Genomic DNA, 23,599 nt, shown 5'->3' with positions numbered 1-23,599 from the left:
TCAGCCTTCTTCGCGGATCTGGCGTCCGGTCAACTTCAAGAACAGGTCTTCCAGGTTGGAAGGGCGGTGCAGGGTGCGCAGGGCAGGCCAGGCCTGCAGGGCCTGCATCAGGGCGCGGCTGTCTTGGGTGTAAAAGAAAACGGTTTCACCGCTGACCTCAACCCGGCCCGCCAAGGCTTTCAGGGTGGGCTCTTGCGCCAGCGCCACCGCGCCTTGGCCAAACACCTCGATCACCTCGGGCTCCAGGTGCTCGGCGATCAAATCGCGGGGCTTGCCTTCGGCGATCTTGCGGCCTTGGTCCAGCACCAAGAGGCGGCTGCACAGGCGCTCGGCCTCGTCCATGAAGTGGGTGGTGAGCAAAATGGATTTGCCTTCTTGCAGCAGCAGCTGCAGGCGCTCCCACATCAGGTGCCGCGCCTGCGGGTCCAGGCCTGTGGTGGGCTCGTCCAGCATCAAGAGCTGCGGGTGGTTGATAAGGGCTCGCGACAAACTCAAGCGCCGCTTCATGCCGCCCGACAACTCGCCCGGTTTGGCTTTGGCTTTGTGACTGAGGGCGCCAAATTCGAGCAGCTGCGGAATGCGCTCGTGGATCACGGCGTCGGGCAGGCCGAAGTAACGGCCAAAGACGAGCAGGTTTTCTTCCGCCGTGAAATCCGGGTCGAGCGTGTCCATTTGTGCCACCACGCCCAGACGGGCTTTGATGGCCAGCGCATCGCGCGGCATTTGCAGGCCATCAAAGTAGGCCATGCTGCCGCTGTCGGGCTGAGACAAGCCCAAGCACATGCGCAGTGTGGTGGTTTTGCCCGCGCCATTGGGGCCGATCACGCCCAGGCATTCGCCGGGGTTGATGTGGAAAGACAGGTCATTGACCACCGTGGTGTCGCCGTAGCGTTTGACCAGGTGTTCGACCGAAAGCAAGGGGGTGTTCATGCCCGAATTGTGCCCTTGACGGCCTGCTTCGGCAGGTTTGCAGGTGACCGATAAAATCAGGGCCTTCTTCAGAACCGCGCCTGCGGCCCCTTCATGTCCAGTTCCCCCTCTTTTTCTGACCGCCTGGCGGTCTTGCCGCAGTACCTGATTCCCAAACAAGCCCTGACCGTCTTTGCGGGCTGGGTCGCGGGCAGCCAGTGGGGCGGCGCAACCACAAGCATCATCAACTGGTTTGTGAAGCGCTACAACGTGAACATGGCCGAAGCAGCCAACCCGGACACCGCCAGCTACAAAAGCTTCAACGAATTTTTCACCCGCCCCCTGCGCGGCGACGCCCGCCCCCTGGCGGCCGCGGCCTTGTTGAGCCCAGTGGACGGGGCCATCAGCCAGTGTGGCCCCATTGCCGGCGACCAGGTGTTCCAGGCCAAGGGCCACGGCTACAGCACACGCGCTTTGGTGGGCGGCGACGCGGCGCTGGCGGCGCAGTTTCAAGACGGCGAATTTGCCACGCTGTACCTCAGCCCGCGTGATTACCACCGCATCCACATGCCTTGTGCAGGGCGCCTGACCCGCATGATTTATGTGCCGGGTGATTTGTTCTCGGTCAACCCAACCACCGCCCGTGGTGTGCCTGGCCTGTTTGCCCGCAACGAGCGGGTGGTATGCGTGTTTGAAGGCGAGCACGGCCCCTTTGTGATGGTGCTGGTGGGGGCCACGATTGTGGGCAGCATGGCCACGGTGTGGCACGGTGTGGTCAACCCGCCGCGCCCGGGCACGGTGCGCGAATGGACGTATGAGATGGGCAACATCTCTTTGGCGCAAGGCGAGGAGATGGGTCGCTTTTTACTCGGCTCCACGGTGGTGATGCTGTTCCCACGAGGGGTGATGCAGTTCAACCCCGACTGGACACCCACACGCCCCATCGTGATGGGCGAGGCCATGGGCGCTTGGCGCTGAACAGCGGGGTTCGCTCAGGCCTTGGCTTCTTTTTGCTGCCGCCCCAAAACGTAGCGGCGCATGGCGACCGCCGGGGCGTCGGCGGCCACCGAAAACTCGTACAAATCTTCGGCCGGGGTGCTGGCCAGGGCCTGCTCTTGCAGGGCCAAGCCGTCCACGTCTTCTTGAAAAGCCACAAACAACTGGTCGTGCATGAAGCGGGTGGTTGGCGCATCGTTCTGCGCAAAATCGCGCCCGTGCACGATGAAGTAATGTGTGCTGGTGGCTGTCTCAGGGGTGGGCATGTGTGCGGTGCGAATGCGGTATTGCGGCCGCGTGGCTTCGGGCAAATGGCAATCGTAAAAAGTGACCGACACCTCGTGCAGCCCCAGGCTGCGAAATTCCGAGCGCACGATGCGGGCCGCTTGGCCCTGGCCCGTCAAACCCGTCGGGATGCCCCACACGGGCGGCAAGGTGGTGGGCACCACGTTGCGCAGCAAGGCAAATTGGCCATCTCCAATCACGCTTTCAAACGATGCCTTGGCGTAGTCGGGTGTGCCAAAGCTCTTGGCGTGCAAAAAGCTCAAGTGCGTCAGGTCCAGCAGGTTTTCGTGCAGGCGCACGTAGTTGGCCTGCAAACTCAAATGGCCTTGGGAGCGCTCCCACTGGTCGTCGGTCATCCAGTCCTGCGCGGGCAGCTTCGTCAGGTCAGCCTGCTCGGCCTCACCCATCCAGATCCAGACCACCGCGCCGCGTTCGAAGGTGCGGTAGGCCCGGATGCCCATGTTGGGCGGGCAAGTTGACTGAGAGGGCACCTCGATGCAATCGCCCTCGGTGTTGAAGCGCAGACCGTGGTAGCCGCACACGATGGTGTCTTGCTCCAGCGTGCCCGCTGACAGCGGCATGGAGCGGTGGGGGCAACGGTCTTCTAAAGCCACCACGCGGCCATCGCTGGCGCGGTAAAACACCAAACGGCGGCCCAGCAGGGTGCGGGCCAGCAGCTGGTCCTTGATCTCCTCGCCAAAGGCGGCCACGTACCAGTCGTTCATCACAAACGGTGTGTGGCGATCGGCCAGGCGCTGTGAGGCATTTTGTGCGGCGGTGATGACGCTGATGTGGGGGCGTGTCATGGGGTCTGTCTCCTGAGGGGCGGCAAGGCAGCTGCACTGCCCAAGGCCAACACGGCGAAGTTTAGGACCTGGCATTTGGCTGGGGCTGTCCCGAGAGCGCCTGCAGCCGTGGCACCATTCAGGGATGCCGACGTCTTCTCATACCACTTTACAGCCGCCTTCTCTCAGCGCCAGGCCGCTCGCTCAAGCCATGGTGCTGGCCGCCGGACGCGGCGAGCGCATGCGCCCTTTAACCGACCAGACCCCCAAGCCCTTGCTGCCGGTGCGCGGCCAGCCGCTCATGTTGTGGCCCATGCAGGCGCTGGCCCGGGGCGGCTTTGTGCATCAGCTGATCAACACCGCATGGCTGGGCGAGCAGATTCCGACCCTTTTGGGTGACCAGGCCCACTGGCCTGAGCTGCCCGAGGTGCACATTCGTTATTCGCACGAAGGCCAGGACTTTGGCCGGGCACTGGAGACCGCGGGCGGCATCGTGCGGGCTTTGCCCCAGCTCGATGAGGTGTTCTGGGTGGTGGCAGGCGATGTGTTTGCCCCAGATATGGTGTTCACGCAGCCCGCCGTGGCGCGTTTTGCCGCCAGCGCTGCCCTGGCCCACCTGTGGCTGGTGCCCAACCCCACACACAACCCCGGCGGCGACTTTGGCCTGTCGGAGGCGGGCCAGGTGCTCAACCTGCCCAAAGGCAGCCCCGATTGCGCGTACACCTTCAGCACCGTGGCCCTGTACAAAAAAGCCTTTTTTGCCGACTGCGGCTTGCCCGCCGGCAACCCCGAGGGCGTGGCGCTGGCGCTGGCGCCTTTGCTGCGTGCGGCCATGGACCGGGGTCAGGTCACGGGCGAGGTGTATGCGGGCGACTGGACCGATGTGGGCACACCCCAGCGGCTGGCGCAGCTCAATCGCAGCAGCGCCTGATCAGGCACCCGGGTGACTGTGTGGACATTCGCTATCCCAGGGCAACGAACATAATGACGACTTCTTTTGGGACTGATCTCCAATGACCAACACCACCGTGCTCTACGCCCAACGCCGTGCCCGCCTCGCTGCCCAATTGGGTGCAGGCGGCATTGCCATCATTCCCACCGCGCCGGAGCGCCAGCGCAACCGCGACAGCGATTACCTGTACCGGCACGACAGTTATTTTTATTACCTGACGGGTTTCACCGAACCGCACGCCAGTTTGGTGATCACGGCCGATGGCGAGTGCACGCTGTTTTGCCAGCCCAAAGACCTGGAGCGCGAAATCTGGGACGGCATCCGCCTGGGCCCAGAAGCCGCGCCTGCCGCCTTGGGCGTGAGCCGGGCTTTGCCGATCAGCGAGATGGCCGCGCACATGCCCAAGCTGCTGGAAAACCGCAGCACTGTTTGGTACCCCTTTGCCATCCACACCGGGCTGGAAAGTCTGGTGAACGTCTGGCTGCAGTCGGTGCGTGCGCGGGTGCGTTATGGCGCTTTGTGCCCCGAGCAACAGCGCGACCTGTGCAGCTTGCTCGATGAGATGCGCTTGGTGAAAGACGCACACGAACAGGACATCATGCGCCGCGCCAGCACCATCAGCGCCCGCGCCCATATCCGCGCCATGCAGCGCAGCGCGGCCATGCTGCGTGCGGGGCAAGAAGTGCGTGAATACCACCTGGACGCTGAGCTGCTGCACGAGTTCCGCCAAAGCGGTTCGCAGTACCCAGCCTATGGCTCCATCGTGGCGGGCGGTGCCAATGCCTGCGTGTTGCATTACCGCGCCGACACCGCCTTGATCCAAAACGGTGACTTGGTGTTGATCGACGCCGGTTGCGAGTTGGACGGTTATGCCAGCGACATCACCCGCACCTTTCCGGCCAACGGCACATTCACCGGGCCGCAACGCGCTTTGTACGACCTGGTGCTGGCCTCGCAAGACGCGGCCGTGGCCGCCACCAAGGCCGGTGCCCGATTTGTGGACCCGCATGAATCCACCGTGGCCGTGCTGGCGCAGGGCCTGCTCGATGTGGGTTTGCTTGACAAAAACAAGGTGGGCAACGCGCAAGACGTGATCGCCAACCGCAGCTATTTCCAGTTCTACATGCACCGCACCGGCCACTGGCTGGGCATGGACGTGCACGACTGCGGCAGCTATGTCGAGCCCTCACAGGTGGGCCATGTCAGTGAACGCAAAGACCCGCTGAGCGGCGAGTTGATCAAGGACCGCCCCAGCCGCATTCTGCAGCCCGGCATGGTGCTGACCATCGAGCCGGGCCTGTATGTGCGCCCCGCGCATGGCGTGCCCGAGCCGTTCCACAACATCGGCATCCGCATCGAAGACGACGCCATCGTGACCGCCACCGGGTGTGAGCTGATCACACGCGGTGTGCCGGTCAAGGCCGACGAGATCGAAGCCCTGATGCGGGGCTGAAGCGTCCATGCCGCCGAGTTCGCCGCCGGGTTTGTCGGGTACGCTGCTCGCCTTCCAGACCGGCCGGGTTCGCCCCCTGATGGTGGGCGGGCGCAAGCTGGTGTCGGCCATTGGCAAAACCACCGTGTCTGGCCCCATCCAGGTGGGGATTTTGGGCCTGGCGGGTGACGAGCAAGCCGACTTGTCGGTGCACGGGGGCCTGAGCAAAGCGGTGTACGCCTTGCCGTCTGAACATTTGGCATGGTGGCAGGCGCAGCGGCAAAGCCGCGGCGCCACGATGTTTGAGGAAGCCTTGGCCCCAGGTTATTTGGGAGAAAACCTGAGCTTACAAGGCCTGCTCGAACACGAGCTGTTCATTGGCGACCGCCTTGACTTTGGTGAGGTGGTCTTGCGAGTGACCCAGCCGCGCGAGCCCTGTGGCAAGTTCAATGCCGTCATGGGGTATGCCCAAGCCGCCAAAGACATGGTGCAAAGCGGGCGCTCTGGTTTTTATTTGGCGGTCGAACAAGCCGGTTTTTTGCAAGCTGGTGCGCGATGCCAAGTTCTGCCGGGGTCGCGTTCAACCCGCGTGTCCGAGGCTTTGCAACTCAAAGCCTGGAAACATCTGCGTTGAATCCCCGCATTTGTGATCAAAAGTCAAAAGCCAACTCACTTGCTGTGGCCGGGTTAAAGGCCAAATCTTTGTCCTCCCGCGTCTACAATGAAACTTACACAGGTCTGTCATTTTGTAAGTTGACAAATTCCATCAAATTTCAGCCCCATCGCTGAAGCCCAGCGGCCATATGGCACTTCCCTACAACGGAGCACAACAATGACCAACAAGGTCCTCGCCGAAGAAAAACGCGCCCAGCTGCGCAAAGCCGCTCTGGAATACCACCAGTTCCCCACCCCTGGCAAAGTGGCCATTGCGGCCACCAAACAACTGGTCAACCAGCACGACCTGGCCCTGGCCTATTCGCCCGGTGTGGCGGCGCCTTGTGAAGAAATCGTCAAAGACCCGGCCAACGCCTTCAAGTACACCAGCCGTGGCAACTTGGTCGGTGTGGTGACCAACGGCACGGCCGTGCTGGGTTTGGGCGACATCGGCCCCCTGGCCAGCAAGCCGGTCATGGAAGGCAAGGGCGTGCTGTTCAAGAAGTTCTCGGGCATTGACGTCTTCGACATCGAGATCAACGAAAAAGACCCCGACAAGTTGGTCGAGATCATCGCTTCGCTGGAGCCGACGTTTGGCGGCATCAACCTCGAAGACATCAAGGCACCGGATTGCTTCTACATCGAGCGCAAGCTGCGCGAACGCATGAAGATTCCGGTCTTTCACGACGACCAGCACGGCACAGCCATCGTCGTGGGTGCGGCCATCCTGAACGGCCTCAAGGTGGTGGGCAAGGACCCTAAAAAGATCAAGTTGGTCACCTCGGGCGCGGGCGCTGCGGCGCTGGCGTGTTTGGGGCTGCTGGTCAAACTGGGCATCCCGCGTGAAAACATCTGGGTCACCGACTTGGCGGGTGTGGTCTACGAAGGCCGCACCGAATTGATGGACGAAGACAAGATCCAGTTTGTGCAGAAAACCGATCAGCGCACATTGCGCGAGGTGATTGCAGGCGCCGATGTGTTCCTGGGCTTGTCGGCGGGTGGTGTGCTCAAGCAGGACATGGTTCAGTCCATGGCCGCCAAGCCGCTGATTTTTGCGCTGGCCAACCCCAACCCCGAGATCAACCCCGAAGACGTCAAAGCCGTGCGCGACGACGCGATCATGGCCACAGGCCGCACCGATTACCCCAACCAGGTCAACAACGTCCTTTGTTTCCCTTACATCTTCCGGGGCGCTTTGGATTGCGGCGCGACCACCATCACGCTGGAGATGGAAATTGCGGCGGTGCACGCGATTGCCGAGCTGGCGCAGGCTGAGCAAAGCGAAGTGGTGGCTGCGGCCTATGTGGGCGAGCCATTGGCCTTTGGCCCCGAGTACCTGATTCCGAAGCCCTTTGACCCACGCCTGATGATGAAAATCGCCCCGGCCGTGGCCCAGGCTGCAGCGGAGAGCGGTGTGGCTTCACGCCCGATTGCCGACATGGATGCTTACCGCGAGCGCCTGCAAGGCTTTGTGTACGCCTCGGGCACCATGATGAAGCCCATTTTCACGGCCGCCAAACGCGCCCTGAAAAAACGCATCGCCTACAGCGAGGGCGAAGAAGAACGCGTGCTGCGTGCGGCCCAAATCGTGGTGGACGAAGGCATTGCCCGTCCGACCTTGATCGGGCGTCCGGCTGTGATCGCTGAGCGCATCGAAAAATTCGGTCTGCGCCTGAAGGAAGAGCTGGACTACGACATCGTGAACGTGGAAGACGACCACCGTTATCGCGATTTCTGGCAGACCTACCACCGTATGACCGAGCGCAAAGGCATCACCCAGCAAATCGCCAAAATTGAAATGCGTCGGCGTTTGTCGCTCATTGGCGCCATGCTGCTGCACAAAGGCGATGTGGACGGCATGATTTGCGGCACCTGGGGCACCAACCCCATGCACCTGAACTACATCGACCAAGTGGTTGGCAAGCGCAAAGGCGTGAACACCTTCGCTTGCATGAACGGCTTGATGCTGCCGGGCCGTCAGGTGTTCATGGTCGACACCCATGTCAACTACGACCCCACCGCCCAACAATTGGCCGAATTCACCATCATGGCAGCTGAAGAAATGCGCCGTTTTGGCATCGAGCCCAAGGCCGCACTGCTGTCGCACTCCAATTTCGGCTCATCTGACCAGCCCAGCGCCTTGAAAATGCGCGATGTGCTGGACTTGTTGCGCCAAAACGCACCTTGGCTCGAGGTGGATGGCGAAATGCACGGTGACGTAGCACTGGATGCTGCAGCACGCCAGGCCCTCATGCCCAACAGCACACTGGTGGGGGATGCCAACTTATTGGTTCTGCCCAACATCGACGCCGCCAACATCGCCTACAACCTGCTCAAAACAGCGGCAGGCGGCAACATTGCCGTCGGCCCGGTCTTGTTGGGTGCGGCCAAACCAGTGCACATTTTGACGCCCAGCACCACGGTTCGACGAATTGTGAACATGACCGCACTGACTGTGGCGGACGCCAACGCGGCGCGTTGATCATTTCAACGGGTGTGTGCACTCACATGCAGCAAAAATGAACAAACTGTCTTTGCCTGTTTAATGGGCATTCGCTTGCATTTTTATCGCATTTGATACACACTAGCGCCTTCGAGTTTTCGGGTAAACCCGGATGCTCCTGAAAGGTGTATTCATGAGGGTGGCACAACAAGCCTTGGCCCGTCGGTGGTGGTTCGCCATGCTGATGGGCTTTATTTTGCTGGCATGCACAATTTTGGTGCAGGCACGCACACCCCAAGAGGTGCAGTCACAGGCCACGTTGTTGGTCACCGACATGCCCCGTGAAGGCCAGATAACTTACGAAAAAATCCGCAAGGGTGGTCCTTTTCCCTACGAAAAGGACGGTACGGTTTTTGGCAATCGCGAGCGTCTCCTGCCACGCGAGGCCAGGGGGTTTTACCGCGAATACACCGTCAGGACGCCCGGCGTGCGACACCGTGGAGCCCGCCGCATCGTCTGTGGCGGCATGGTGCCGACAGAACCGAAGGCCTGTTATTACACCGAAGACCATTACGCGAGCTTTCGCTTGATTGTTGACAGACCCTGATTTTTTTAGTTCTCAAGAAAGACCACGGAGATGGACATGCCGACACGTCAAGACCAAGAGACGCCCCTGAAGGGCGTGCGGTCGAACATCGTGCAGTCGATTCGCGCCTACCGCGTGAGCGACCTGCAAGAAGCCGCCCAAGGTTTGGGCCACCACTTTTTGTATGCCAACCTGGCCGAAGCCCAGAGCAAACAAGATGTGCTGGACCTCATTGGTGCGCAATTCACATTGCCTTCGCACTTTGGCAAGAATTTCGATGCCCTGTACGACTGCATGACAGATCCCTTGCACAAGTCAGGCCCACAGCCTGGTTTCATCGTGGTGTTGGAGCAAATTCCTGCACACGTCAAGTTCGACAAAGAAGCCCGCGAGCAATTGCTGGACATCTTCCGCGACACCGCCGATTACTGGGGAGACAGGAAGATACCCTTCCGATGCTTCTATTCTTTTCTGTAGCCCGTTCTGCGCAAAACAGCCAAGCAGGACGGGCGATTGAGGCACAAACCGAGGACGCCATGATGGCCGAATCGATCGAAGAAGGCGAAAAAATGCCCACCGACAAATTGGTGGACGTGTCGCCCTTGGCGCTGCGCATGAGCAGCCCCTTCAATGCAGGTTACTGGCTCGCCGCAGCCTGAACCCCATTGCGCCGCTCATGCGGCACCCATGAAAAAGCCCGTCCATGACGGGCTTTTTCTTTGGGCGCATCTGACTTGGCGCTTCAGACGGCTTGGGCCAAGGCCACGAACTCGGCCACCGGCACTTCTTCGGCGCGGCGCTGCAAATCAAACGTGCCGCCAAAGCCTTTTTCATCGAGCCATTTGCCCAAGGTGTTGCGCAAAATTTTGCGGCGCTGGCTGAAGGCCACCTGCACCAGCGTCTCGAGGGTTTTGACATCCACATCAGGCGGCTGGGCCAGCGGCACCATGCGCACCACAGCGCTGTCCACACGCGGGGGCGGGTCAAAGCTTTCGGGCGGAACAAACAGCACGTTGGCCATGTCATATCGCCACTGCAGCATCACCGACAGGCGGCTGTAATCCGATGTGGCGGGTTGGGCCACCATGCGGTCAATGACTTCCTTTTGCAGCATGAAATGCTGGTCTTCGATCACGTCGACCTGCGCCAGCAAATAGAACAAGATGGGCGTGGAAATGTTGTAGGGCAGGTTACCGACCACACGAATTTTGTGCAGCGGGGCCGCCGTGGCTTTGGCCAGCATCTGCTGCGCCAGCGCCCGAAAGTCGACCTTGAGCACATCCGACTCGACCACCGACAATTGCGGGTGCTCGCGCAGGCGCACCGCCAGATCGCGGTCCAGCTCGATCACCGACAGATGACCCAAACGCTCGACCAAAGGCTGGGTGAGTGCGGCCAGACCAGGGCCAATCTCGACCATGGGCTGACCGGCCACCGGGGCAATGGCGTCCACGATGGCATCGATGATGCCGCCGTCTGTCAGAAAGTGCTGACCAAAGCGTTTGCGGGCGATGTGCTTCATTGGACGGGCTCGCGCATCTCGACATAGGCCCGACCACGCACATCCTCGGCCCAGGCGACGTAGGCTTCGTCGAGTTTCTTTTCCCGCAAGACATTGCGGGCCAGTGCGCGTTGCTCGGCATCACTCATGGGGGCGTCTCGCCGGTCGGTCACCTCGATCAGGTGCACCCCAAAGCGCGAGACCAGCGGCTCGGCCACCTGGCCGGGGCGCAGGCGGTTCATGGTCTGCTCGAATTCGGGCACAAACATGCCGGGGTTGGCCCATCCCAAATCACCCCCCTGCGCTGCGCTGCCGTCTTGGGACAGGCGTTTGGCCGCTTCCGCGAAATCAGCCTTGCCCGACACAATGTCTTGGCGCAGGGCGCTCAGCTGCGCCAGCGCCTGGGCCTGTGTCAGCTGGGGACTCAGGCGCAGCAGAATGTGCCGCGCACGGGTTTGTGTGACCATCAAGGTGGCAGGGGCCTGCTGACGCTCCAGCACTTTGAGCACATGAAAACCGGCACCCGAGCGCAACACCTCGGACACCCCACCCACGGGCAAGGCCGCCACGGCTTGGACAAACAGCTCGGGATAACGGTCGGCCGGGCGCAAGCCCAATGCCCCGCCATTGGCCCCCCGGTCGGCCGTTTGCGAGAAGGTTTTGGCCAGCTCGGCAAAGCTCTCACCACTGCGAGCGCGTCGGGCCACTTCCCGAGCCTGCGCTTCCAGGGGCTTGATCTGCGCTTCTGTGCTGTTTTCCGGCACAGCGATCAGGACCATGGCCAGGTTCAGCGCCACCGGGACACGCGCGGCCTGCGCCTTGATTTGCTCTTGCAAAAACTGCTCCACTTCGATGTCGCTGATGCGGATTCGCGCTTCCACCTCGCGCTCGCGCACGCGGGTCAGCAGCAACTGATTGCGCAGCTGATCGCGGAAGGTCGCCAGGGCCACGCCATCTTGCTGCAAACGCTGGCGCAGGGCTTCGCGCGTGAGCTGGTTGCTGCTGGCCACGTTAGCCTCGGCCTGGTCCAGGGCCTCTTCGTCGATCGAGATGCCCGCATCGCGGGCTTGCTGGATCTGGGCCTTGTCATTGATGAGTTGTTCCAGCGCCAGCCGTTTGGCCTCGGGGGCGTCGAGCGGTCGGCCTTGCGCCTGCGCTTCGCGCTGCAGGCGATTGCTCAGGTTCTGGACTTCCTGGTTGGTGATGGGCTCGACATTGACCACCGCAACGATGAAGTCTGCCGCACGGATGGCCGCAGGGCGCGAAGCGGCAGTGGCCGGGCTTTGGGCCGACACAGTCAGCGGCAGCCAGGCCGCAGCCAGACAGACCGAGGCGCAGGCGGCGCACAAAGCTCGAACAGGAAACAGGTGTTTATTCATAGTGCTGGAAACGGCTCGGTTCAACGGTGGAGTCTCGCAAGTTCTGGTAGCGGGGAATGTTGGTGCGCAGGGCATTAAGTGGGCTGGCCCCTACACGGGCGAGGCCAATGAATTCAAGCTGGAACAGCAAGCGGCTGGTCGCGGTGCTCACGGTGCTCTGGATGCGCTCGAAGGCGATGCGTCCGATCCAGCAACCACCATCGTATTCCAGACCCAACAGACTGTCGACCATGCGGCCTTCGGTCAGGCTGAAGTTCAGGCGGCCCACGCTATACCAGCGGTCCGGCCCCAAGCCTTGGCCGGGTGTGCGGGTCCAGGCCGTTTCAGTGGCTGCATCGCGCCGCCCCAGCAAGTCACTCAGCGGCCACTGCCACCCCAGATCGACCTGCTCGCTCACGCCCTGGTTCAAACGGTAAGCCGCATTCAGCACCCGGTAAGGGCTGGGGCTGTAGCGGCCTTGCAAAGTGCTGCGGCTGACGCGGTCGGTTTGGCTGTTGACCTGGACCGTGGCGTCGAGCGCCCAGCGGTCATCCCAGCGCACGCCTGCGCCCAGCAACAAGTCACTCAGACCTGCCTGCGCAGCGCTCTGGTCGGGCAGAACCACTTTCTGGTCCGAAAAACGGATGCGCTGGGCCATGCCCACACGCAACATTTCTGCACCATTGTTGGCATCAAAAAACCGGCTGGTCACCCCCAGGGTCAAGGCATCGTTGTCCACCAAGCGGTCGTGGCCCACATAGGCGTTTTCACTGTAGATGGTGGACAAATTGAAGTCGGTGGCCCCGCTGTCGTACACGGGCAAAAGGCTTTGGTCCCGAAACGGTGTGCGTGCATAAAAAGCCCGCGGCTCCAGAGTTTGGGTGACGCCACGACCAAACCACTGTGTCTCGCGCTCGTACACCAGGCCCGAATCCAACGAGAAGGTCGGCAACACCCGATTGGCCGAACGCTCACCCGAGTCGAGTGGCTGGTCGAGTTGGTAGCGGGTGGCATGCAGTTGCAGTTTAGGCGTGACAAAACCCCAGGGGCGAATCCAGGGGCGGCTGACCTGCGCCAGCACAAAACTGCGCTCGCCATTGCGGGGCACAGGGCGCTCTGCGGTGCTGGCCAGTGGGATGCGGTCGTAGCTGGCCTCAAAGCGAGTGGTATCGGCCTGCACAGACCAGTCCAGGCCATCGGCCTGCCACTGCCCATAACGCAGCCCAATTTGGGGTGCACGGTCGTACGGTGGGGTGATGGGCGCGGTGATGTCCTGGAGGGTTTGCCAGCGCTGAACCTGCGCGGTCATGCTCAGGTTCCCACGGCCCCAGCTCAAAACCCCTGTGGAGGGCAGCAAACGTTGGGTCAAGGCCAGGCCCGAGCGGGGAAAATCACGCCAATAGTCGTCGTCGCTGACCCGGTTCAGGTTCAGGCCCAGACCGACGCGCCCCACGCTGTCCAGGCCCGTGTCCACCGTGCCGTTGTGTTGGCTGGACCAGCCCCAGCGGGCCTGGTCACGCAGGCTGTCCGTGGGCATCAGGTTCAGCCGGGCCTGGCCGCTGTAGTCGCGCTCCAGATAACGGAACTCGGTGTCCACCGCCACGCCGCGTTTGCTCATCAGGTGGGTGGTCACGGTGGCATCGCGGTTGGGGGCGATGTCGAAATAATAGGGTTGGGCCAACTCCAACCCATTGTTGGTGGTGATGCCCACCACGGGTGGCAACAGGCCAGACTTGCGCTCACTCGTCATGGGGAAGGTGACGGCGGGAATGCCCAGCACCGGCACGTCCTGAAAGCGCAGTTGCACCCCCTCGGCCCGCACCGTGGACTCTTCTTCGTCCAGATTCAAGCGGGTGGCTTTGAGCACCCATGCCGGCAACCATTCTGGGCCGGGCGTGCGCCTGCAGGTGGTGTAACTGGCCTCACGCACGATGGCGCGTTGATCGTCCACAAAGTCGATTTGCGCCGCTTGCCCGTAGGCACCACTTTTATAAAGCTCAAAAGTGGGCTGCGTCAGGGTGCCCTGAAAACTGTCTATCTGCAGGGTAAGCTTGGGGCCGGTCAACACACTGCCTGGGCGGTTCAGGCGCACTTGCCCCGTGGCCTCCACCACGTCTTGGCTTTGGTCAAAGGACAGTCGGCCCGCCTGAATGCTCACGCCCGGCTTGCGAATGCTGGCCTCCCCCTCGACCACCAAGTCCAGGTCGGGTCGCACGCGCAGGCGCTGCCCCTGCAAATAAACTGCCCCCTCTTGCTCCTGACGCTGCGAGATGGCCTCCTCCAGCATCGGGCTGCTGCGCAGAACCAGGCCCTGAACAGGGGCTGTGGGCACACCTTGCAGTGGTGTCAGGGTTTGAGCCTGCGCACCCAGCGGTACACCCACCAGCGTGACACCAGGCGCTCCCCACAGCACCGCCCACACCACGGCCTGCACCACCACCCGCGAAGGGGCCATGGCCACGAGTGGCTGCGCACAAGGTGATGGGAAAGGGGGCACGGCGATGGGATGGGGGTTGAACACGCGAGGAGTGAGGGCAAAACGCCGATTGCAGGCTTTGTAAAATGGGATTATCCATGAGCCACCTCACCCCGCCCCCCAACTCTGCCCCCCAACCAGCCGTCTCTGACAGCGTCAGCTGGACCGATCCGGCCCGGCACGCGGTTTTTGACCACTGGATGTCCGGCGTGGCCGCCTCCCAAGACCTCTTACCCGGCAGTTTGCGCGTGGCCTCCGCCGACGCCAGCTTTCGCCGCTACCTGCGGGTGGACAGGCGCCAAGGCGGCACCCTTATCGTCATGGACGCCCCACCCGACAAGGAAAACTCCGAGCCTTTTGTGCGCATTGCCGCCTTGATGAAAGCCGCGGGCCTGAATGCACCCGAGGTGCTCGATTGGCACGAAGCCCATGGCTTCATGCTGCTGAGCGACTTGGGGGATGCGACCATGATGTCGGCCATCGACCCGGAGCGCCCGCAGGCCAACCACGGCCTGTACATGCAGGCGGTGGACACGCTGGTGCAGTGGCAGCTGGCCTCGCGCCCCGGCGTGCTGCCGCCCTATGACGAAGCTTTGCTGAACCGCGAACTGAGTCTGTTCCCCGATTGGTATTTGGCCCAGCACCGGGGCGTGCAGTTGCAAGGTGCGCAGCGCGAGGTGTTCGACAAGGCTTTTGCCCTGATCGTGCAGCGCAACCTGGCCGCACCCAGCGTGTATGTGCACCGCGACTTCATGCCGCGCAACCTGATGATGCCATTTGGCGGCAGTGTGCAGCTGGGTGTGCTGGACTTTCAAGACGCCGTCTACGGCCCCATCACCTACGACATCGCCAGCCTGATGCGCGACGCCTTCCTCACCTGGGACGAAGACTTTGTGCTCGACATCACCATCCGCTACTGGGAGAAGGCCCGCAAAGCAGGGCTGATGGACTTTGAAGACTGGCACAGCGACTTTGGTGCGTTTTACCGCGCCGTGGAATGGATGGGCCTGCAGCGCCACCTGAAAGTGGCCGGTATCTTTGCCCGCCTGACGCTGCGCGACGGCAAGCCCAAATACCTGGCCGATGCGCCGCGTTTCATCCACTACATCCGCAAGGCCTGCGACCGTTACCGCGATCTGGGCCCGTTGCTCAAATTGATCGACGAGATCGAAGGCACCACGCCCCAAGTCGGTTTTGCCTACGGGCGAATGTGAGCATGCCACGCTTTTACTGCCCCGCCCCTTTGGCCACAGGCTTGTCGCTCAGTCTGCCCGCTGGCGCAGCCCGCCATGTGCAGGTGCTGCGCCTGCAGCCGGGCGATGTGATCACCTTGTTCAACGGGGAAGGCGGCGAGTTTGACGCCACCGTCACCCGCATGGGCCGCAGCGATGTGGAGGTGGAGGTGGGGGCGCACCACGCGGTGGAGCGCGAAGCCGCCCGCGCCGTGCATTTGCTGGCCGGTATCACCGCCAACGAGCGCATGGACTGGCTGGTCGAAAAAGCCACCGAACTGGGCGTGGCCAGCATCACGCCCCTGGTGGCCGAGCGCAGTGTGCTCAAGCTCAAGGGCGAGCGGGCCGAGAAAAAACTGGCCCACTGGCAAGGCGTGGCCGTGGCCGCCGCTGAGCAGTGTGGGCGCAACCGGGTGCCCACCGTGCACCCGGCCGTGACATTGGCCGAATGGGTCAAAAAAGCGCCACCCGGTGAGCGCTGGGTGCTGTCGCTGTCCGAAGGCACGCAGTCTCTGGCGCAGATGCAAGGGCCCGCAGCGGGGCTGCCCATGGCACCGGTCACCGTGCTCAGCGGCCCTGAGGGCGGCCTGAGCCCCACAGAGGAAGCGGCTGCCCTGGCTGCAGGGTTTGCGCCCGTGACCTTGGGGCCACGCGTCTTGCGGGCCGAAACCGCGCCCTTGGCGGTGTTGGCTTGTTGCGCCTGAGCCTGCGACTGCAACTGCAAAGACCTGCCCACAAACACCGGCCATCCACACCGCCCCTAAAAGGCCTGCTTGCCCCTTGGGAACAGACAGTCTGCTGTAGAATGCGTTTTCCGAGGAGCGTTGCAGCGCCCACCAGCCAACTGGCTGGCAGCAGGCGTGAGGCTCGGAACCTTCAAACAGCAACGACGCTCATCCACTCGACGTGCGGTGAGCCTGTTTTTCCCTTTCAGTGCTTTCATCCACGCGTGTGGCTTATTCACATTGCTTTGGAGCTTTTCTCATGAATGCACGTATGCCTTTCACCGTCAACGCTGATTGCGTGATCGCCGACATCGGCCTGGCCGATTGGGGCCGCAAAGAAATCAAAATTGCCGAGACCGAGATGCCCGGCCTGATGGCCATCCGCGACGAGTTCGCCAAGGCCCAGCCCCTGAAGGGCGCACGCATCACCGGCTCGCTGCACATGACCATCCAGACGGCTGTGTTGATCGAGACCCTGCAAGCCTTGGGCGCCGATGTGCGTTGGGCCTCTTGCAACATCTTCTCGACACAAGACCACGCCGCTGCGGCCATCGCCGCCAAGGGCACCCCCGTGTTCGCCATCAAGGGCGAAACATTGGCCGACTACTGGGACTACACCCACCGCATTTTTGACTTCGGCCCCGCTGGCACCGAAGGCGAAGGCCCCAACATGATTTTGGACGACGGCGGCGACGCCACGCTGCTCATGCACCTGGGCAAGCGCGCTGAAAAAGACGCGTCTTTGATCGCCAACCCCACCAGCGAAGAAGAGACCTGCCTCTTCAACGCCATCAAAGCCAAGCTGGCCGTGGACCCGACCTGGTACAGCCGCAAGGGTGCCCAGATCATCGGCGTGACCGAAGAGACCACCACCGGCGTTTTGCGCCTGAACGAGATGGCCGCCAAGGGCAGCCTGATGTTCCGCGCCATCAACGTGAACGACTCGGTGACCAAGAGCAAGTTCGACAACCTGTATGGCTGCCGCGAGTCTTTGGTGGACTCCATCAAACGCGCCACCGACGTGATGATCGCGGGCAAAGTGGCTGTGGTCGCCGGTTACGGTGACGTGGGCAAGGGTTCGGCCCAAGCCTTGCGTGCCTTGAGCGCCCAAGTCTGGGTGACCGAGATCGACCCGATCAACGCCCTGCAAGCCGCGATGGAAGGCTTCAAGGTCGTGACCATGGAATACGCCGCCGACAAGTGCGACATCTTCGTGTCCGCCACCGGCAACAAGAACGTGATCCGCTACGAGCACATGGCCGCCATGAAAGACGAAGCCATCGTTTGCAACATTGGTCACTTCGACAACGAGATCGACGTCGCTTCGCTGGAAAAACTGCAGTGGGACGAGATCAAGCCGCAAGTCGACCACGTCATCTTCCCCGATGGCAAAAAGATCACCCTGTTGGCCAAAGGCCGTCTGGTCAACCTGGGCTGCGCCACCGGCCACCCCAGCTTTGTGATGTCGTCTTCGTTTGCCAACCAGACCATCGCCCAAATCGAGCTGTTCACCAAACAAGACCAGTACGAAAACGGCAAGGTCTATGTGCTGCCCAAGCACCTCGATGAGAAGGTCGCTCGTTTGCACCTGAAAAAAGTCGGCGCGATGCTGTCCGAACTCAGCGAAGAACAAGCCGCTTACATTGGCGTGTCCAAAAACGGCCCCTACAAAGCCGACACTTACCGTTATTAAAAACCACGCATGCGCATTGACCAACTTCTCGTCGAGCGCGGCCTGGCCGCTTCTCGCTCCCAGGCTCAGAGACTGATCGCCGGGGGCGTGCAGTGGCAGCGGCCCGACGGAACTTGGCGTGCCATCGTCAAAAACCGCGATGAAGTGCCTGAGAGCGCTGCCCTGCAGCTGCTCGACGACGCCGAGTCTCGCTACGTCTCTCGCGGCGGCTTGAAGCTCGAAGGCGCATTGAAGGCCACGGGCGTCAAAGTCGATGGCTTGCGCTGCTTGGATGTGGGCCAAAGCACCGGTGGCTTCACCGACTGCTTGCTGCAGCACGGTGCAGCCGAAGTGGTGGGCATTGATGTGGGCCACGCCCAAGTGCACCCGCGCATCAGTCAGGATGAACGTGTGGTCTGCATCGAAGGCGTGAATGCCCGCGAGTTGGAGCCTGGCGACAAACGCATTCCCGATGCGCTGGAAGGCTTTGACCTGATGGTGGGCGATGTGTCCTTCATCTCGCTCACGCTGGTGCTGCCGGGCGTGGTGCATTTGCTCAAACCCACGGGCCAGCTGCTCATGCTGGTGAAACCCCAGTTTGAATTGCAACCGGGTCAGGTGGGCAAGGGCGGCATCGTGAAAGACGACACGCATTTCCCATTCATTGAAAACCGTGTCCGCACGGCTTTGACCGAACTGGGCATGCAGGTCACCGCTTGGCTGGAAAGCCCCATTGCAGGCGGTGACGGCAACCGTGAATTTTTTGTGCAGGCCTGCTGGCCCGACCCCGCTGCGGTCATGCCCGCTCGGGAAGCCACGCGTGTGGCGCACGAGGCCGATCTGGCCGCCAAGGCTTATGCCAAGGCCAACGACTATTGAATATTGAAGGTGTTGTGATGTCTGGTTTGAATCTGCCGATCAGCCTGGAATTTTTTCCACCCAAAACGCCCGAAGGCGCCGAAAAACTGCGTGGTGTGCGCGAGAAACTCTACAGCCTGAAGCCCGAGTTTTGCTCGGTGACCTACGGCGCTGGTGGCTCCACCCAAGAGGGTACGTTTGCCACCGTGGGCGCGATCCAGGCCGAAGGCGTGGCTGCGGCATCCCACTTTTCTTGCATCGGCGCGACCAAGGCTTCGGTGCGCGAAGAGTTGTCCACACTCAAAGCCATGGGTGTCAAACGTCTGGTGGCCTTGCGTGGAGACTTGCCCAGCGGCTATGGCGCAGGGGGTGAGTTCCATTACGCCAGCGATCTGGTGGCTTTCATCCGCGCGGAGACCGGTGACGATTTCCACATCGAAGTGGCCGCCTACCCCGAGATTCACCCCCAAGCCAAATCGCCCGAAGCCGATCTGCAGGCCTTTGCCACCAAGGTGAAAGCCGGTGCCAACTCGGCCATCACGCAATATTTCTACAACAGCGATGCGTATTTCCGCTTTGTAGACGACGCCTACAAACTCGGTGTGGATGTGCCCGTGGTGCCCGGCATCATGCCCATCACCAGCTCGTCGCAGTTGCTGCGTTTTTCGGACGCGTGTGGTGCCGAGATCCCACGCTGGATCCGGCTGCGCTTGCAAGCCTATGGCGACGATGTGGAATCGATCAAGGCCTTTGGCCTGGATGTGGTGAGCGACCTGTGTGAGCAACTCATCAACGGCGGTGTGCCGGCTATCCACTTCTACACCATGAACCAGAGCGCACCCACCTTGGCCATCGTCCAGCGCCTGAATTCGCTCACCGACTGACCCACGGCAGCATGCTGGACCTGTCGCATTGGACGTGCCCACCCCAGCCTTGGCTGGGTGTGTTCACCGACATCGATGACACCCTGACCACCGAGGGCGCCATCACAGCCGATGCCTTGCAGGCACTGACCGCGCTGAAACAAGCTGGTCTCATGGTCATCCCCATCACCGGGCGGCCCATGGGCTGGAGCCGCGATTTCGCCCAAACTTGGCCCGTGGATGCGCTGGTCGCTGAAAACGGTGCGGCGGCCTGGCTGCCCCAAGCCAACGGCCAACCCCGGGCCATTTACCAACAAAGCGAAGCTGTGCGAACAGCAAATTGGACACGCATGCAGGAAGTGGCCGCACGCATCGTGCGCGAGGTGACCGGCGCCGCTTTGGCCCAGGACAGTGCAGGCCGTGAAACCGACATCGCCATCGACCACAGCGAATTCACACATCTGCCTGCTGCGGCCATTGACGAGGTGGTGCGCATCATGCGCAGCGCTGGCATGGTGGCCACCGTCAGCAGCATCCACATCAACGGCTGGTTTGGCGAGCACCACAAATTAAGCGGAGCCCGCTGGATCTTGCGCGAGCTGTGCGCACGCCAGTTGGACCAAGAGTGGCAGCAATGGGTTTATGTGGGGGACTCCACCAACGACCAGGTGATGTTTGAGCACTTCCCGATCAGCGTGGGGGTGGCCAACATCCGACGTTTTGAATCTCAACTGTCTCACCGTCCCCGCTACATCACGCCCAGTGAACGCGGCGCAGGCTTTGCCGAGTTCACTGGGCATCTGCTGAAACACCGAGTCTGAAAATTCTGATTCACCTCGCCATCGCGGCAAATTGCGCGATACACATCCACACCCATTGGAACAGCGCATGAATGCTCCCACCTTTTTGACCTGGTCTGAGAACAACACAACACGCACAGCGCTCTGGCGCTCAGACCAGGCGTTACCGAAACATGTGGTCCTGACCGACGACACCATGACCGCCGACACGGCTTATCGACTGGCATGCGCCGGGACCGGCTTGCTGTGGCGCAGTGATTTTCAAAACGCACGGCAGATGCTGCAGGCACTGACGCGGCGCATCGACAAACCCAAGAAAGTCCGGGCCAAAAAATCAAGTTCAGATGCACCTGTGATACCCGGCGCCACGTTCCACGCGCACCGCCAAGCCCAAGCCCAACGCACACGCATCTTGAGCCAAGTCTTGATTGAGCTGAACGGTGACTATGGCATTGACCTGCGCCGCGCACCCAATGCGAAAGCAGCTTGTCTACAAGCCTTTGGTCCAGCCAATGACGCGCCTTCGGTAATCTCCCTGCGCAGCTTGCAAGGTGTGATTGGTGCATTTGAGTGGCGCAAAAACGGGGTAGAAGTTACCGCAATGGGCGAAGCTTTACGAATTTACCCCCACTACGGCGTGTTCTCACCGGTACGGGGCGAATATGTGGACCTTGTCGTCAAGACGCCCTTGCCCGAGGCGCTGAAATCACACCCGATCGCTTTTGACATCGGCGTTGGTACAGGTGTTTTGTCAGCCGTTTTGGCACGGCGTGGTGCGAAACACGTGGTCGCGACCGATATGTCGGAACGCGCTTTGACATGTGCCCGGGACAACCTCCAGCGCCTGGGCCTGCAAAACCAAATCGAATTGCTACATACCGATTTGTTCCCTCCAGGCCAAGCCGCCTTGATTGTGTGCAACCCACCTTGGTTGCCAGCGCGCGCGACTTCCTTGCTGGAGCAAGCCGTCTACGACGAAGGCAGCCAAATGCTTCGCGGATTCTTGGACGGCCTGACCGCACACCTGAGCGAAGGCGGTGAGGGATGGTTGATTTTGTCCGATTTGGCCGAGCACTTGGGCTTGCGCTCGCGACAGCTGCTACAGGCATGGATTGCCGAAGCAGGCCTTCAAGTGTTGGGCCGCATGGACACGAAGCCCGTACACAGCAAAATCAACGATGAAACAGATGCACTGCACGCCGCCCGTGCCGCGGAGGTCACCTCTTTGTGGCGCTTGGGTGTATTGGCCGACCGAACGGCCCCATGAGCGCTGTCATGGTCTGGCTGCAGTTGACCGGACAGTACTTGTACGGCACTCAGAACAGATAACTTACCGAAAGATTGACACGGCTATTGTCGGGTTTAGACTCGATGTTGCTCATCTGCCAATCGGCATAGCCCCCCAGGCCTTTGGCCCAAGTCAGGGTGTAGTGCAACTGAAAATAGCGCCCTTGCAACTGCAGCCCTGCGCCTTCGAGGGAATATCTGTTCAAGGTTACCGCTGTCGATGGATTGGCATATTTTTGAACCTGACCTCCATCGTAAAAAGCCGTGAGTGACAGCACAGGGCTCAAACTCTGGGTCAGTTCGAGGCTGGCCAAAACACCATGGTCACCCACACCATCCACGCTGGTGTAAGCCCTCACACCATTGACGCCGCCCAGTGTGAATTGGTTGTATGACTCCAAATTACGACTGGCCCACTGACCACGCACTCGACCTACCAAGCGCAAACCACCGCTGGAGTTCAACGGAGTTTGACCTTTGAATGCAAAATTCACGCGGGTGTAATGCCCCGCCGGATCTTGGTTGTTGTTCACTGCTTGTGGGTAATACCCACGCAGTACCCCCAGTTCGGCTCGCACAGGGTTTGGCGACAAACGCTCGTTATCAGCCGACCAGCGCAAACGCAACTGGTGATCATGCACTTCGGACAGCCGCTCCCCGCCATTCCGTCGATAACTGTCGCTCTCCCGGCTGGCCAATTCCACATGCCCTTTGAAAACCAGATCACGGTGAGCACCCACAATGCGGTTCAAACCCAGACCCAATTCCTTGGCCTCGCCCTCAGCTGCCGCCAAGCCGCCCAACACCGATTGGCTGCGCGAATGGGTGCCAAACATCGACCAACGAGAACCCCATGCAGGCAAAAGGCCTTCGTAATCGGCCCGCGCATAGGCCACACCCTCTGACGCTTGTGCCAGCAAGGACAGCTGCGACTTGACCGCCGGCATACCCACGGTCAAGCCCGTCAGCAGCTGTGTTCTCCCGTATTGGCGCAGGCCATGGTTGTTCACCTGCACCACCCCCGAGGAAGTTTGACCCGGCATGGCGATGGCGGGCGTGAGGGTGATCACCAGGTCCAGCAGCTCGGGGCCCACTGCACGCAAGGTGGCTTCCAGTTCGATGGGTAAATCGTAGCTGGCCGAATCGAGTACCTGGTCCAGGGCCAAGGTGTCCAGCGATTGACCCGCCTTGAACACCTGACCCACGCGGTTTTGCACGCGCTCCAGATATGGGCTTGCCTGCGCGCTACCCGGCGCCAGCACACGCACGCTGTTGATTTTGGGCTGCAGGACCTGGATGTTCAGTTGCTGACCACCGTTGACTTGCACCACCTCGGTTTTGGCATAGGCCATATAGCCTTCTTGGGCAGCACGTTCATAAAACCAACCGTGAAATGCACGCAGCTCGTCCACCGACACCGCACGCCCGATGCGACCTTGCCAATAACGGTCAATCGTGCGGGACAAAACCGCACTGTGCACCTGCACCGCCACCAAATGCGCCACAGACGTGTTGGCCTCCAGACCCAATGTGTCTACATAGACCACGGGCTTGGGCAGCACGCGTTCGCGCAGCTGTGCACCCAATTGCTCCATATTTTTTTGAGCTGCAGCAGGGTTGGCTTGAGCCCAGGCCAACGGACTGTACAAAGCCCCGCTCAAAACAGCCAAAGCTGCTGCGCTATTGCGCCAATGCATTGTCAATTCGTCACCCATGGCAATCACTCCCGTCCACCTTCAAACAAACGTAAATCATATCGGGCCTTTGCACCCCAAGCACACAGAA

The 23,599-nt window shown here is 61.3% G+C and carries 21 protein-coding genes and 1 riboswitch; of the genes, 15 read left to right on the top strand and 6 right to left on the bottom strand.

Going from position 1 to position 23,599, the window contains the following annotated elements; all coding sequences use genetic code 11:
- Entirely contained in the window at nt 1-930 is a 930-nt protein-coding gene (locus tag L63ED372_RS16010) for an ATP-binding cassette domain-containing protein (protein WP_062407412.1), read from the bottom strand.
- 93 nt (nt 931-1,023) lie between these two features.
- Between L63ED372_RS16010 and asd the strand changes: the two genes are divergently transcribed.
- On the top strand, nt 1,024-1,887 hold the full coding sequence (gene asd / locus L63ED372_RS16005) for an archaetidylserine decarboxylase (protein WP_062407410.1): 864 nt from the start codon (nt 1,024-1,026) through the stop codon (nt 1,885-1,887).
- Between the two features lie 14 nt (nt 1,888-1,901).
- On the opposite strand, the gene L63ED372_RS16000 is transcribed toward asd, so the two are convergent.
- Nucleotides 1,902-2,996 carry an aromatic ring-hydroxylating dioxygenase subunit alpha gene (locus L63ED372_RS16000; RefSeq protein WP_062407408.1) on the bottom strand — a complete coding sequence of 365 codons (1,095 nt, stop codon included), beginning with the start codon at nt 2,994-2,996 and terminating at the stop codon, nt 1,902-1,904.
- 190 nt (nt 2,997-3,186) lie between these two features.
- Between L63ED372_RS16000 and L63ED372_RS15995 the strand changes: the two genes are divergently transcribed.
- The 7 genes from L63ED372_RS15995 (at nt 3,187) to L63ED372_RS16460 (ending at nt 9,701) form a co-directional block, all read left to right on the top strand.
- The gene (locus tag L63ED372_RS15995; protein ID WP_062407406.1) at nt 3,187-3,906 is read left to right on the top strand and encodes a nucleotidyltransferase family protein; all 720 of its coding nucleotides are present in this window, start codon (nt 3,187-3,189) and stop codon (nt 3,904-3,906) included.
- Between the two features lie 82 nt (nt 3,907-3,988).
- Nucleotides 3,989-5,380 (top strand): aminopeptidase P N-terminal domain-containing protein, encoded by a 1,392-nt coding sequence (locus L63ED372_RS15990; RefSeq protein ID WP_062407404.1) that lies wholly within the window; start codon nt 3,989-3,991, stop codon nt 5,378-5,380.
- A gap of 7 nt (nt 5,381-5,387) precedes the next feature.
- Nucleotides 5,388-5,993: an MOSC domain-containing protein gene (locus tag L63ED372_RS15985; RefSeq protein ID WP_062407402.1), complete on the top strand. Its 606-nt coding sequence runs from the start codon at nt 5,388-5,390 to the stop codon at nt 5,991-5,993.
- A 198-nt stretch (nt 5,994-6,191) separates the two neighbouring features.
- Entirely contained in the window at nt 6,192-8,495 is a 2,304-nt protein-coding gene (locus tag L63ED372_RS15980; RefSeq protein WP_062407400.1) for an NADP-dependent malic enzyme, read from the top strand.
- A 154-nt stretch (nt 8,496-8,649) separates the two neighbouring features.
- Nucleotides 8,650-9,063 carry a ribonuclease domain-containing protein gene (locus L63ED372_RS15975; protein ID WP_062408278.1) on the top strand — a complete coding sequence of 138 codons (414 nt, stop codon included), beginning with the start codon at nt 8,650-8,652 and terminating at the stop codon, nt 9,061-9,063.
- A 30-nt stretch (nt 9,064-9,093) separates the two neighbouring features.
- Entirely contained in the window at nt 9,094-9,519 is a 426-nt protein-coding gene (locus L63ED372_RS15970; RefSeq protein WP_062407398.1) for a barstar family protein, read from the top strand.
- Nucleotides 9,498-9,701, top strand: coding sequence for a hypothetical protein (locus L63ED372_RS16460; RefSeq protein ID WP_156343655.1), 204 nt, complete (start codon nt 9,498-9,500; stop codon nt 9,699-9,701). The genes L63ED372_RS15970 and L63ED372_RS16460 overlap by 22 nt, the downstream gene beginning before the upstream one ends.
- Before the next feature lie 83 nt (nt 9,702-9,784).
- On the opposite strand, the gene rsmA is transcribed toward L63ED372_RS16460, so the two are convergent.
- Genes rsmA through L63ED372_RS15955 form a run of 3 tightly spaced genes read right to left on the bottom strand, consistent with a single transcriptional unit; the run spans nt 9,785 to nt 14,422 of the window.
- Nucleotides 9,785-10,564 carry a 16S rRNA (adenine(1518)-N(6)/adenine(1519)-N(6))-dimethyltransferase RsmA gene (gene rsmA, locus L63ED372_RS15965; protein WP_062407396.1) on the bottom strand — a complete coding sequence of 260 codons (780 nt, stop codon included), beginning with the start codon at nt 10,562-10,564 and terminating at the stop codon, nt 9,785-9,787.
- A complete protein-coding gene (locus tag L63ED372_RS15960; protein WP_062407394.1) occupies nt 10,561-11,922 on the bottom strand; it encodes a peptidylprolyl isomerase in 1,362 nt (453 codons plus the stop codon). Before L63ED372_RS15960 ends, rsmA begins: the two co-directional genes overlap by 4 nt.
- Entirely contained in the window at nt 11,915-14,422 is a 2,508-nt protein-coding gene (locus tag L63ED372_RS15955; RefSeq protein WP_231624512.1) for an LPS-assembly protein LptD, read from the bottom strand. The genes L63ED372_RS15960 and L63ED372_RS15955 overlap by 8 nt, the downstream gene beginning before the upstream one ends.
- 53 nt (nt 14,423-14,475) lie before the next feature.
- Between L63ED372_RS15955 and L63ED372_RS15950 the strand changes: the two genes are divergently transcribed.
- From L63ED372_RS15950 to L63ED372_RS15920, 7 genes are all read left to right on the top strand, one after another.
- Nucleotides 14,476-15,591, top strand: a complete 1,116-nt coding sequence (locus tag L63ED372_RS15950; protein WP_062407392.1) for an aminoglycoside phosphotransferase family protein — start codon at nt 14,476-14,478, stop codon at nt 15,589-15,591.
- Between the two features lie 2 nt (nt 15,592-15,593).
- On the top strand, nt 15,594-16,313 hold the full coding sequence (locus tag L63ED372_RS15945) for a 16S rRNA (uracil(1498)-N(3))-methyltransferase (RefSeq protein WP_062407390.1): 720 nt from the start codon (nt 15,594-15,596) through the stop codon (nt 16,311-16,313).
- Between the two features lie 106 nt (nt 16,314-16,419).
- A riboswitch (S-adenosyl-L-homocysteine riboswitch) is annotated at nt 16,420-16,511 on the top strand.
- Between the two features lie 82 nt (nt 16,512-16,593).
- On the top strand, nt 16,594-18,027 hold the full coding sequence (gene ahcY / locus L63ED372_RS15940; RefSeq protein ID WP_062407388.1) for an adenosylhomocysteinase: 1,434 nt from the start codon (nt 16,594-16,596) through the stop codon (nt 18,025-18,027).
- Between the two features lie 9 nt (nt 18,028-18,036).
- The gene (locus L63ED372_RS15935) at nt 18,037-18,885 is read left to right on the top strand and encodes a TlyA family RNA methyltransferase (protein ID WP_062407386.1); all 849 of its coding nucleotides are present in this window, start codon (nt 18,037-18,039) and stop codon (nt 18,883-18,885) included.
- A 17-nt stretch (nt 18,886-18,902) separates the two neighbouring features.
- Nucleotides 18,903-19,748, top strand: coding sequence for a methylenetetrahydrofolate reductase [NAD(P)H] (metF, locus tag L63ED372_RS15930; protein ID WP_062407384.1), 846 nt, complete (start codon nt 18,903-18,905; stop codon nt 19,746-19,748).
- An 11-nt stretch (nt 19,749-19,759) separates the two neighbouring features.
- A complete protein-coding gene (locus L63ED372_RS15925; RefSeq protein WP_062407382.1) occupies nt 19,760-20,548 on the top strand; it encodes an HAD-IIB family hydrolase in 789 nt (262 codons plus the stop codon).
- Nucleotides 20,549-20,615: 67 nt separating this feature from the next.
- Complete coding sequence (locus L63ED372_RS15920; protein WP_062407380.1) at nt 20,616-21,794, top strand: methyltransferase; 1,179 nt, start codon at nt 20,616-20,618, stop codon at nt 21,792-21,794.
- A 49-nt stretch (nt 21,795-21,843) separates the two neighbouring features.
- Here the strand turns inward: L63ED372_RS15920 and L63ED372_RS15915 are convergent, their stop codons facing one another.
- Nucleotides 21,844-23,511 carry a ShlB/FhaC/HecB family hemolysin secretion/activation protein gene (locus L63ED372_RS15915; protein ID WP_156343654.1) on the bottom strand — a complete coding sequence of 556 codons (1,668 nt, stop codon included), beginning with the start codon at nt 23,509-23,511 and terminating at the stop codon, nt 21,844-21,846.
- Nucleotides 23,512-23,599 lie beyond the last annotated feature (88 nt).

It is taken from the genome of Limnohabitans sp. 63ED37-2 (genome assembly GCF_001412535.1).
Classification (GTDB): domain Bacteria; phylum Pseudomonadota; class Gammaproteobacteria; order Burkholderiales; family Burkholderiaceae_C; genus Limnohabitans_A.
This window is presented reverse-complemented; position numbering and strand designations above follow the sequence as displayed.